General features: G+C 65.7%; 8 protein-coding genes. 2 read left to right on the top strand and 6 right to left on the bottom strand.

Translation table 11 applies throughout. The annotated features are described in order from the left end of the window. The first annotated feature begins 1 nt into the window (after position 1). Positions 2–1426: an FAD-binding oxidoreductase gene (locus RMET_RS05675; RefSeq protein ID WP_011515915.1), complete on the top strand. Its 1425-nt coding sequence runs from the start codon at positions 2–4 to the stop codon at positions 1424–1426. 34 nt (positions 1427–1460) lie between these two features. Here the strand turns inward: RMET_RS05675 and RMET_RS05670 are convergent, their stop codons facing one another. The 6 genes from RMET_RS05670 to RMET_RS05645 form a co-directional block, all read right to left on the bottom strand. Further along, the gene (locus RMET_RS05670; protein ID WP_011515914.1) at positions 1461–1754 is read right to left on the bottom strand and encodes a helix-turn-helix domain-containing protein; all 294 of its coding nucleotides are present in this window, start codon (positions 1752–1754) and stop codon (positions 1461–1463) included. Then, the gene (locus tag RMET_RS05665; RefSeq protein ID WP_011515913.1) at positions 1751–3178 is read right to left on the bottom strand and encodes an aminotransferase-like domain-containing protein; all 1428 of its coding nucleotides are present in this window, start codon (positions 3176–3178) and stop codon (positions 1751–1753) included. Before RMET_RS05665 ends, RMET_RS05670 begins: the two co-directional genes overlap by 4 nt. 55 nt (positions 3179–3233) lie before the next feature. Further along, positions 3234–4106: a formate dehydrogenase accessory sulfurtransferase FdhD gene (fdhD, locus tag RMET_RS05660; protein WP_011515912.1), complete on the bottom strand. Its 873-nt coding sequence runs from the start codon at positions 4104–4106 to the stop codon at positions 3234–3236. Between the two features lie 14 nt (positions 4107–4120). Then, positions 4121–6427: an FdhF/YdeP family oxidoreductase gene (locus tag RMET_RS05655; RefSeq protein ID WP_029309985.1), complete on the bottom strand. Its 2307-nt coding sequence runs from the start codon at positions 6425–6427 to the stop codon at positions 4121–4123. 162 nt (positions 6428–6589) lie between these two features. After that, positions 6590–7501: an amino acid ABC transporter substrate-binding protein gene (locus tag RMET_RS05650; protein ID WP_011515910.1), complete on the bottom strand. Its 912-nt coding sequence runs from the start codon at positions 7499–7501 to the stop codon at positions 6590–6592. Between the two features lie 4 nt (positions 7502–7505). Beyond that, positions 7506–8798, bottom strand: a complete 1293-nt coding sequence (locus RMET_RS05645) for a dicarboxylate/amino acid:cation symporter (RefSeq protein ID WP_011515909.1) — start codon at positions 8796–8798, stop codon at positions 7506–7508. 449 nt (positions 8799–9247) lie between these two features. On the opposite strand from RMET_RS05645, the gene RMET_RS05640 reads away from it, so the two are divergent. Then, complete coding sequence (locus tag RMET_RS05640; RefSeq protein WP_011515908.1) at positions 9248–12382, top strand: multidrug efflux RND transporter permease subunit; 3135 nt, start codon at positions 9248–9250, stop codon at positions 12380–12382. Positions 12383–12440 lie beyond the last annotated feature (58 nt).

Raw genomic sequence — 12440 nt, 5'->3', positions numbered from 1 at the left:
CATGCACTCCGATTCCTTCCTCGATCTTTGCCGCGCAGCCATCGGTTCGCAGAACGTGCTGACCGACCCGGCCGACAAGGCACCCTACCTGACCGACTGGCGCCGCCGCTACACCGGCGACGCGCTGGCCGTGCTGCGTCCCGGCTCGACCGAGGAAGTCGCGGCGGTGATGCGTGCCTGCCATGCGCACAAGCTGGCCGTGGTGCCCCAGGGTGGCAACACAGGCCTGTGCGGCGGCGCCACCCCCGAACCCGGCGATGCTGCCGCGCGTGGCACGGTGGTGCTGTCCCTGCAGCGCATGAACCGCGTGCGGCAGGTCGACCCGCTCAATAACACGATCACCGTCGAGGCCGGCGTGATCCTGCAGCAACTGCAGGAGGCCGCGCAGACACACGGCCGGCTGTTCCCGCTCTCGCTGGCGGCCGAAGGCAGCTGCACGATCGGCGGCAACCTGTCGACGAACGCCGGCGGCACCGCCGTGCTGCGCTACGGCAACACGCGCGAACTCTGCCTGGGGCTCGAGGTCGTGAACATCAAGGGCGAGGTCTGGGATGGCCTGCGCGGCCTGCGCAAGGACAATACCGGCTATGACCTGCGCGACCTGTTCATCGGCGCCGAAGGCACGCTCGGCATCATCACCGCCGCGGTCATGAAGCTGTTTCCGGCGCCGCGCGCGCGGGTCACCGCGCTGGCCGCCGTTGAAAGCCCACGCGCCGCGCTGGCGCTGCTGGCCATCGCGCAATCGCACGCGGGCGCCATGCTGACCGGTTTCGAGTTGATGTCCGCGATGTGCATGGATCTGGTGACGAAGCACTACCCGCAGTTGCGCTACCCGTTCACCGCCCATCATCCGCAACTCGTTCTGCTGGAACTGTCCGACAGCGAGAGCGAAGAACACGCGCGGACGATCTTCGAAAAAATGATGGAGGTAGCGTTCGAAGCCGGCGTGGTCAAGGATGCCGTGGTGGCCGAATCGGTACAGCAGTCACGCGATTTCTGGAACCTGCGCGAACACATTCCGCTGGCGCAGGTCGAGGAAGGCAAGAACATCAAGCACGATATCGCCGTGCCGATCTCGCGCGTGGCGGACTTCATCGAGACCACCGACACGCTGCTGCAAGACGCCTTCCCCGGCGCGCGCATGGTCACGTTCGGCCATCTTGGCGATGGCAACTTGCACTACAACGTGTCGCCGCCGGTCGGCGTGGATCATGATCAGTTCCTGTCGCACCAGGATGCGATCAACCTGATCGTCCACAACAGCGTGCATGTCCACAACGGCTCGATCTCGGCCGAACACGGCCTTGGCCAACTCAAGCGCGAGGAGAACCGCCGCTACAAGAGCGAGGTGGAACTGGCGATGATGCGGGCCATCAAGCAGGCGCTGGATCCGCAAGGGTTGATGAACCCCGGAAAGGTGGTTTGAGGATTCGGGCGGGGCATGGCAACCACATGCCCCGTCAGTGCGGCATCCCCCCGTCATCCCCCTCGAACAACGCCCCGCACAACGCCTCGCCCTCCTCCGTCAGCCGCGCCGCGCCCCGGCCATCCTCTTCCAGCGTCATCACCGCCAGTCCCGCGTCGGACAGTTGCGTCAGCACCCGCCTCAGCACGCTCATCTGCGCCTCGGCCCGCTTGCTGAGTCGCGCCAGCGACAGGTCGCCGCCGGCTTCCCGTGCATGTTCCCAAAGCGCGCGGAGGATCGCCTCCAGCACCGGGTCGATGCCATTCTGTTCGTTCACGTCATCGCTCATATTGCCTCCCGCGCCTGCAATGTTGCCACCAGCTTGCCGAGCGTAACGACGGCCGCCTCCATGTCTGGCGTCCATGCGCTGCTGTAGTTAAGTCGGATGCAGTTGGCATAGGTCGGCACCGGCGAGAAGATGTGGCCGGGCGCCACCGTGATGCGTCGCTCCAGCGCCGCGTGATAAAGGGCCATCGCGTCCACCTCCTCCGGCAACTCCACCCACAGCACATACCCGCCAGCGGGGCGCGACACGCGCGTGCCCTGCGGAAAGAAGCGACGCACCGCCGCCGCCATGATGTTGGCCTGCTGCGCATAGGCCTTGCGCACGCGCCGCAGATGAAAGTCATAGCCGTCCTTGCGCAGGAACTCGGCGATGGCCAATTGCGGAATCGTCGAGGTGGTCAGCGTGTTCAGGAACTTGAGCCGCTCCACCCTTTCCCGGTACCGTCCCGGCAGCGCCCAGCCGATGCGGTACGCATTGGTCAACGTCTTCGAGAACGACGAGCAATGCAGCACGATGCCGGCCCGATCGTAGGACTTGAGCGAGGTCGGATGCACGTCACCGTAAAACAGCTCGCCATAGACGTCGTTCTCGATCACCGGAATATCGCGCGCAGTCAGCAATTCCACCAGCGCCTGCTTGCGTTCGTCCGGCATCTGGAAGCCAAGCGGATTCTGGAAATTCGGCATCACCATGCACGCGGCCACGGGGCGCTCGTCGAGCAGCTTCGCCAGCGCCTGCACGTCGATGCCTTTCACGGGATCGGTCGCCACTTCCACGGCACGCATCCCCAGCCGCTCGATCGCGTGCAGCATCGCGTAGTACGTTGGCGATTCCACGGCAATGGTGTCGCCCGGCTTTGCCACGGCCTGCAGGCACAGGTTGATGGCCTCGGTGGCGCCGATCGTAACGATCACTTCGTTCGGATCGACGGCCAGCCCGTTCTCCAGGTAACGGCGCGTGATCTGGCGAATCAGTGGCGGCGCGCCCGGCGGCAGGTCGTCGAGCACGCTCCACGTGTCGTAGCGCTTGGCGATGGCATTGGCGTACTGCGTGATGCGCTGCCACGGGTAGAGCCGGGGGTCGGGATATGGCGAGCCGAGCGGCACCGCGTCATCGACACGAATCGAGCGCAGCGTCGACAGCACGAGCGCGCTCACATCCACCGCCGAAGGGCGTGCCGCGGGTCGGGTCGGGAGCAGGTCGATCGGTGGCTCGCCGGGCCGGGCACGCACGAAGTAGCCCGATTGCGGCCGGCTCTCCAGGATGCCGCGCGATTCCAGCAGCAGATACGCACGCACGACCGTGGTGATGCTCAGGCGATGATGCTGCGCCGCCTGCCGCACCGAGGGGATCTTCTCGCCCGGAAGCAATACGCCTTGCTGGACCAGCGCCTCGATATCGGTCGCAAGTTTTTCGTAGAGAGTCACACCGCCAACCTTTCGCCAGTAATTTCCGATCTGGCTGGCGGTGCCCGGCCGGGCGTCAGCCCGGTACCGCCAGCGGCTCAGATCGTAATACGAAACCCTCGTTCTCTGCTGGCGCTGTGTACTCGACGAAACCGTCCTTGCGGCAGAAACTCAGCAGGCGCAGGCCGGCCTGCGCTGCAATGCGGATGGCCAGCGACGTCGGCGCGGAAATCGTGGCCAGCATCTGGATGCGCATTCGCGCGGTCTTGCGCACGAGTTCATAGCTGGCGCGGCTGGACAGCAGGACAAAACCGTCGCCGAACGTCGTGCGGGTACGGGTCAGATGGCCGATCAGCTTGTCCAGCGCATTGTGGCGACCCACGTCCTCGAACACGGCAACGACGTCGCCCTGCGCGTCGCACCATGCAGCCGCGTGAACGCCTCCGGTGGCGGCCATCAGCACCTGTCGCGCCTGCAATGCGTCGGTGGCGCGACGGAGCATCGCAGGCGTCGGTTCAATCCGTCGCGCGGGCACGCCAACCGGCGTCGGCTCCAGATCGAGCAGCGCCAGGCTTTCGGTTCCGCACACGCCGCAGCCAGTACGCCCGGCCAGCGTGCGGCGGTGCGCGCGCAACGCCATGAACGCACGCTGGCCGATCTCGATACGCACCTCGATGCCGTCGCAACCCGGCTCGATCTCGATGTCGCGGATCTCGGCAACGCTGTCGACGATCCCCTCGGTCAGCGAGAAGCCAATCGCGAACGCCTCCAGATCAAGCGGCGTGGCCATCATCACGGCGTGCGAGATGCCGTTGTAGACCAGCGCGACCGGCACTTCTTCCGCCACGTCATCGATCTCGGGAACGGTGTGGCCACCGGTGTGGCGCCCGGTGTGGCGCCGGATCTCGCGCTCGACGTAGCCGGCCTGCCCATACTCGTCTTCCACCATGCTCCTGCCTCCGGTCAGCCCGCGCGCCGCAACAGCACGGGGATCGATTTCGAAGTCGGGGTGCCGGATCGGTCGCCAATGCTCTCCAGCGGCACCAGTGGATTGGTCTCCGGATAGTACGCGCCGAGGCAACCCTCTGGAATGTCGTAATCGACCAGACGGAAATCCTGCACGTGGCGCGTCACGCCGTCTTCCCAGACGCTCGTGATATCGACGTGCTCGCCTTCCGCGAAGCCCAGCCGCGCGCGGTCCGCGGGATGGATGAACACCACGCGGCGCAGCCCGTACACGCCGCGATAGCGATCATCGAGCCCGTAGATGGTGGTGTTGTACTGGTCGTGCGAACGCGTGGTCATCATGACCATCATGTCGTCGCCGTAGCGGGCGCGGGCGCGCTTGATCGGCGTGTCCTTGTCGATGGCATGCACCAGGAACTGGGCCTTGCCCGACGCGGTCTTCCAGACGCGGTTGCGCGATGCCGGGGTCAGATGAAAGCCACCCGGATGCGCCACGCGCTCGTTGAAGCGCTCGAAGCCCGGAATCACCTTTTCGATCGCGTCGCGGATGCGTGCATAGTCCTGCGCGTACCAGCGCCAGTCGACCTTGTCCGAGCCGAGCGTGGCGTCGGCCATGCGCGCCACGATGGCGGTCTCCGACAGCAGGTGCGGCGATGCCGGCTTGTTCATGCCGTACGAGAGATGAACCATGCACACCGAGTCCTCGACTGTCACGCCCTGCGGCACGCCGTTCTGCTCGTCGATCTCGGTGCGGCCCAGCGTCGGCAGCAACAGCGAATCCTTCCCGATCACCAGATGGCTGCGGTTGAGCTTGGTGGCGATATTGACCGTGAGATCGCACTGGCGCAGCGCCTCCCACGTGCGGGGCGTATCGGGTGTGGCGATCGAAAAATTCCCGCCCAGACCCACGAACACCTTGACCTTGCCAGCCAGCATCGCGTTGATCGCGGCCACCACGTCCTGCCCGTGGGCGCGCGGCGGCTCGAAATCGAACGCGGCGCCAAGGCAGTCCAGGAAAGCGTCGTCGGGCTGCTCCTCGATGCCCATCGTACGGTCGCCCTGCACGTTCGAATGGCCGCGCACCGGCATCAGGCCCGCACCGGGCCGGCCGATGTTCCCACGCAGCATCATCACGTTCGACAGCAACTGGATCGTGCGCACCGATTCCTTGTGTTGCGTCAGTCCCATGCCCCAGCAGGCAATCGTGCGTTCGCTGTGGACATAGACGTCGGCCAGCGCATCGATGTCCGCGCGCGTCACGCCGGACTCCGCGACGATATCGGCCCAACTCTCGGCGCGCAGATCCGCAGCGAAGGCATCGAAATCGGCGGTGTGCTCGCGGATGAAATCCACGTCCACCACACGCTTGCCGCCCGTGGCGATGGCCGCGTCGTCGAGCTCGATCACACGCTTGCCCAGGCCCTTGAGCAGCGCGAAGTCACCGGCCAGCTTCGGGCGAACGAACATCGTGGCGATCTTCGTACTGCCGCCGGTGAGCATCTCGCTGACGTGCTGAGGACTCGTAAAGCGCTGCAGGCCGCGCTCCTTGAGCGGGTTGATCGAGACGATCGTGGCGCCGCGCTTCGCCGCATCGCGCAACTCGTTGAGCATGCGCGGATGGTTGGTGGCGGGATTCTGGCCGAACACCATGATCGTGTCGGCAAGCTGGAAGTCGTCGAGCACCACCGTGGCCTTGCCCACGCCAACCGTCACCGGCAGGCCACGGCTGGTGGCCTCGTGGCACATGTTCGAGCAATCCGGGAAGTTGTTCGTCCCGTACATCCGCACGAACAACTGGAACAGGAAGGCGGCCTCGTTGCTGGCACGGCCCGAGGTATAGAACGTGGCACGGTCGGGGTCGTCCAGCCGGCGCAGATGATCGGCGATCAGGCGAAATGCCTCGTCCCAGTCCACCGGCACGTACTTGTCGGTGGCGGCGTCATAGCGCACCGGGTGCGTCAGGCGACCATGCTGCTCGAGCTCGTAGTCGGACTGCCGCATCAGCTCGGTAACCGTGTATTGCGCGAAGAACGCATTGGTCACGCGTTTGCTGGTGGCCTCGGCCGCCACGGCCTTGACGCCGTTCTCGCAGAATTCGAAGGTCGACGCGTGCTGACGGTCCGGCCAGGCGCAGCCTGGACAGTCGAAGCCGTCCGGCTGGTTCTGCTTGAACAGCGTCTTGTACTTGCCGCCGGCAACCTTCTCCTTGACGAGGTTGATGGCGACCTGCTTGAGCGCGCCCCAGCCGGCGGCCGGGTGCGCATAGGGGGCAACATGGCCCTTTTCGGGCGTCGGGGTAGTCATCGGGGGGCGACTTTTGCTGCAATGCACGAGAGACTAGGCCCTCGATGTGACGCCCGTGACGTACAGAATTACCCCACCAGGAAGAGTACAGTTTGCGCCATCGCGCCGCACCAATCTGGAACTGTGCTTATCAAAACCGCATACGTGCGCAAATCAGCACATTTACTCCGGTCGCTCCGGTGTAGCGTCGATAATGCCCCCCAGCTCCGCGCTCATCGGAATACCCAGCCGCTCCCCGGTCGGCAACTTGTTCATGAACCATTGCTTGTAGAGCCGCTCCATGTCGCCCGAGGTGATCACGTCGCGCACGGCCTTGCCCACCAGCGTCGCGAACTGCGGATCGTTCTTGCGCAGCATGATCCCGTACGGGTCATACGAAATGAAGTCGCGCGTGATGATGAACTTCTTGCCGGCGCCGTAATGGGCCAGAAAGCCATACAGCAGCACATCGTCGCCGGCGTAGGCATCGGCGCCGCCTCGACTCAATACGGCGAATGCGTCGGCATGGTCGCGCACGCGGATCAGGTTGATGTTCAGGTCGAAGCGCTTCGACAACTGCGCGACGGCCTGCTCGTTGGTCGTGCCCGCCGTGACCACCACGGTCTTGCCCTTCAGGTCGCGGAACGACTTGATCGGTGACGCGCGCGGCACCATCAGCTTGGTGCCAGCGATAAAGATCACCGGGGAGAACGCCACGGTCTGCATGCGCTCGGCGTTGCGCGTGGTCGATCCGCATTCGAGATCAATCTTGCCCGAGGTAATCGCCTCGAATCGGTTCTCCGATGTCACCGGCACCCACTTCACGGCCAGTTCGCGGCCCACCTCTTCGCTAGCGGCCTGCACAATCTCCGTGCAGATGTCGATCGAGTAGCCGATGGGCCGGCTGGCCTGGTTCAGGTACGAAAACGGCAGCGACGACTCGCGATAGCCGATCACCAGCGTGCCGGTGTCCTTGGCTTTCTTGAGCGTGCCGCTCAACACGGTGGCGTCCTGGGCCACGGCCAGCGTCGCGCCAAACGTCGCGACCAGCCCCAGCCACAGTGCGGCCAGCATTCCCGGCAAACGCGCCGCCATGATGTCAGGCCTCCGCCGTGCTCGCATCGTCCGCGGCGATCGCGCTCTCGGTCTCGGCAACCGGCCCGGATGACAGCTGCCCTTCCCACTTGGCCACCACAGCGGCGGCGATCGAATTGCCGACCGCGTTGGTCGCCGACCTGCCCATGTCGAGGAACTGGTCCACGCCCATGATCAGCAGCAAACCCGCCTCCGGAATGCCGAACTGGTTCAGCGTGGCGGCGATCACCACCAGCGAGGCGCGCGGCACGCCGGCCATTCCCTTCGAAGTCAGCATCAGCAGCAGCAGCATCGTGATCTGCGTGCCCAGCGGCAGGTGGATGTCATACGCCTGCGCAATGAACAGCACAGCGAACGTGCAGTACATCATTGAACCGTCAAGGTTGAACGAATAGCCGAGCGGCAGCACGAAGCTCGAGATCTTGCGATCGACACCGAAACGGTCGAGCGAATCGAGCAGCTTCGGATAGGCCGCTTCGGAGCTCGCCGTCGAAAACGAAATCAGGAACGGCTCGCGGATGAGCCGGATCAGCGTGAAGACGCGGCTACCGAGGAAAATGTAGCCGGCCAGCGCCAGTAGCGCCCAGAGCACGAACAGCGACAGGTAGAAGCTGCCCATGAACTTGGCGAAGGTCACCAGGATGCCGAGCCCCTGCGTGGTCACCGTGGACGCAATCGCCGCAAACACCGCGATCGGTGCCAGCCACATCACCGCGCCGGTGATCTTGAGCATGATCTGCGCGAGGTCGTCGATCACGCCGGCCATGCGCGCGCCACGTTCGCCGAGCATCGAGATCGCGGTGCCGAAGAAGATCGAGAACACCACGATCTGCAGGATCTCGTTGTTCGCCATCGCCTCGCCCACCGATTTGGGCACCAGATGGGTGACGAAGTCCTTCAGCGTGAAGGCGTTGGTTTTGAGGTTGGTCGCGGAGCCCACGTCGGGCAACGGCAGGCCGATGTTGTGGCCCGGCGCCAGCACCGTCGCCATGATCAGGCCAAGGGTCAGCGACACCAGCGACGCGGTAATGAACCACGCCATCGCCTTGCCGCCCACCCGCCCCACAGTGCCCGCATCCCCCATATGGGCGATGCCGATCACCAGCGTAGAGAACACAAGTGGCGCGATGATCATCTTGATCAGCCGCAGGAACACATCCGTGATGAGCGAGATGTACCCGGCCACTTCCTTGGCCATCTTCGGGTCGGGAAACGCGATGTAGCACGCATAGCCAACGGCGGCGCCCAGGATCATCGCAATCAGAATCCAGGTCGTGATATGGGACTTCGTGCTCATGACATCTCCTTTGGGGGGGCGGCCATACGGATGTCCTGCGTGTCCTGCGTGTCATACATGCCGTGCCAGCCTGCATGTCCTGCGTCTGCGCCAGCACTCTAGGTAACGATAGGACGTGCCGGTGCAATTCCGCAAACCCGGAAAACACCTGCGCGTCCAGATGACCCATCGCGCGTCATGGCTCGATTGCGACGCCCATGCGCCATGTATATAATCCGCCACACTCGCCCCCGCATCCATCGTTGCCGGAGCGTCATACCGACAAGCGCGCGCAGCGCCACCCGGCTGAGCCACCGGGCCGCGCGGACCGTGCCCCCGGGCCTTGCCGGCCCGCGTGCCGCCTATTTCTTCCGGCGGCCGATTTACATACCTACCTAACCCACGCCGAACCTCGGTGCGCCGCCGCATAGGCGGAGCAATGACCCGGCGTCAGCAGTCGCACGTCATACATGGCGCAATTCTTCCTTCGCCGACCCGCCTTCGCGTGGGTGCTGGCAATTCTGACCATGGTTGCGGGGCTCGTTGCCCTGAACAGCATTCCGGTGGCCCAGTACCCGGCGGTGGCCCCACCGACGGTCATTCTCTACGCCGACTACCCGGGCGCCACCGCGCGCACGGTGGAAGACCGCGTCACGGCCGTGCTTGAACAGCAGATGCATGGGATACCGGGGCTGCTCTATATCGACTCGAGCAGCGAGGCCGGCACGGCCACGGTCACCATCGGCTTCCGGCAAGGCACCGATCCGCAACTCGCGCAGGTGAACGTGCGCAACCGCGTGTCCCAGGCCGAGCCGCTGCTGCCCGAAGTGGTGCGGCGCGGCGGGGTCTATGTCGATCAGGCCAGCGCCAGCCCGTTCATGTACGTATCGCTGATCTCGAAGACAGGCACGATGTCCGAGACCGCGCTGGCCGACTATGCCGCCGGCACGGTCCTGCCCATGCTGCGGCGGCTGCCCGGCATCGGCAAGGTGGAGGCATACAGCGCCGAGTACGCGCTGCGCGTCTGGTTCAATCCCGACCAGCTCAATGCCTATGGCCTGACCACGGCCGATGTGGAAGCCGCAATTCGCGCGCGCAACGGCAGCGTCACGCCGGGCCAGCTTGGCGGCGCGCCATCGAAGCCCGGGCAGTCCTACCAGGCGGTCGTGCGTCCGCCTGCGCCGTTGGCTGACCCCGAAGCGTTCGGCCGCATCGTGCTGCGCTCGGCCGCCGATGGCTCCGCCGTGTTGCTGCGCGACGTGGCGCGCGTGGAGATGGCCGCAGCCGACTATCGCTACAGCTCCACGCTCAATGGCCGCGAGGCCGCCTCGATGGGCCTGAAGCTCGCGGACGGCGCCAACGTGCTGGCCACTTCGCGCACGGTCCGGGACGCGCTCGACGAGGCCGCCAAGGCCTTCCCGGCTGGCGTGGCGTATGACATCTCGTACGACACCGCGCACTTTGTTCAGAGCTCGATTTCGCGCGTGCTGATGACGCTGGCCGAGGCCACGGTGCTGGTGTTCCTGATCCTGTACCTGTTCCTCGGCAACCTGCGGGCCACGCTGATCCCGTGCATCGTCGTGCCGGTGTCGCTGCTCGGTACGGTGGCATGTCTCTACGCGTTCGGGCTGTCGCTGAACGTGATCACGCTGTTCGGCGTGGTGTTGGCTATCGGCATTCTGGTGGACGATGCGATCGTTGTGGTCGAAAACGTCGAGCGGATCATGCGCGAGGAAGGCGTCGATGCCTTTACCGCGGCGTCGCGTTCGATGCGCGAGGTCTCGGGCGCGCTGCTCGCGGTGACGCTGGTGCTCTGCGCCGTGTTCGTGCCGATGGCCTTCCTGGGCAGCGCCGTGGGGGTGATCTATCGCCACTTCGCCATGACACTGGCCATCTCGATCGCGTTCTCGCTGTTCTTCGCGCTGTCGCTGGCGCCTGCGATGTGTGCTTCGCTGCTACGCCACGGCGCCCAGCCCGCACGCGGGCCGCTAGCGTGGTTCGAGCATCGCTTCACCGCGTTCACCACGCGCTATGCCGGCTGGGTGCAGCGGCTTCAGCAACGCCGCCTGCGGTGGCTCGCGGTCTATCTGGCCATGGCCGCGGTCTGCGCGGTTGGGCTCTGGCAACTGCCGAGTGGCTTTCTGCCCGAGGAGGACACTGGTGAACTCGTGATCGACGTGGAACTGCCGCCGGGCAGCACCCAGGCGCAGACACGGGAGACCATCGCGCAACTGGAACAGTGGATGAAACAGGAGCGCCTGCCGGTCAAGACGTCGTTCGCGCTGCTCGGCTGGAACAGCGGCGGATCTGGCGAGCAACGCGCCAGCGTGTTCCTGTCGCTCGACGACTGGAAGCTGCGCGGCCGCGAGAACGCGGCGGACGTCGTGCTGGCACGGCTGACCAAGGGCCTCGAGGAATGGCCCGGACGCGGCGATGCCCAGCTCTACCCGTACAACGGCACTGCGCTGCCGGAACTGGGCAGCACCAGCGGGCTGGACATGCGGCTCGTCACGCGACTGGAAGGCGGACGTCCGAGCCTCTACGCCGCGCGCGACAAGCTGATCGAACGCGCCAAGGCCGACCCCGTGTTCGCCGAAGTCCGCGCCACGGCGGGCCAGCCCGTGCCCGCGCTCGACCTGGCGATCGACTACCGCAAGGCCGAGAGCTTCGGCGTCGATACCGAGGCGATCCACCACGCGCTGGCGGCCACGCTCGGCTCCCGCTACATCGACGAACTGGCCCGCGACGGTCGCGTGCGGCGCGTGATCCTTCAGGCGGATGCGCCGTTCCGAATGCAGCCGGAGGATCTGGCACGCCTGCACGTGCGCAACGCGCAGGGCCAGATGGTGTCGCTCGGCGCGTTCGCCACGCTGGAATGGGGCAACGGCGAGGCCACGCTCGAACGCTACAACGGCTTGATCTCGGTACGTATCAATGCCGACGTGGCGCCGGGCACCAGTACCGGTACCGCGATGACGCGGCTTGAATCGCTGGTGCGTGAACTCGGCCCCGACTACGAGGTGCGCTGGAGTGGCCGCGCGTTCGAGCAGCAGCAAAGCGGCACGCAGGCGCCGTGGCTGTTCGCGCTGTCGATGCTGTTCATCTTCCTGTGCCTGGTGGCGTTGTACGAAAGCTGGACGCTGCCGCTGGCGGTGCTGGCGATCGTGCCGGCCGGCCTGGTCGGCGCCGCGTCGGCCGTATGGCTGCGCGGGCTGCCCAACGATGTCTACTTCAAGGTCGGCGTGATCGTGATCATGGGGCTCGCGGCCAAGAACGCGATTCTCGTGGTCGAGTACGCCGAGCAACTGCGGCGCAATGGACTGGAGCGCGTGCAGGCCGCCACCCAGGCGGCACGTCAGCGGCTACGTCCGGTGGTGATGACCTCGCTCGCGTTCATCCTTGGCGTGGTGCCGCTGGCGATCAGCACCGGCCCCGGCGCCGGCGCCCAACGTGCGGTGGGCACGGGCGTGCTGGGCGGCATGCTCGGCGCGACGATCCTCGGCACGCTGGTCATCCCGCTGCTCTATGCCTGGATCGCCCGCTGGTCGAAAGCGCGCGCCACCACCGAACCCGCCAAGGCTCCGGCCTCTGAACCCGGCGCCTGAAAGCGCCGCACAAGCCACAACCGCCGCATCCGCGACATGCAGCCGCGCATTGCATGTC

This window comes from Cupriavidus metallidurans CH34 (genome assembly GCF_000196015.1).
GTDB classification, from domain to species: domain Bacteria; phylum Pseudomonadota; class Gammaproteobacteria; order Burkholderiales; family Burkholderiaceae; genus Cupriavidus; species Cupriavidus metallidurans.
This window is presented reverse-complemented; position numbering and strand designations above follow the sequence as displayed.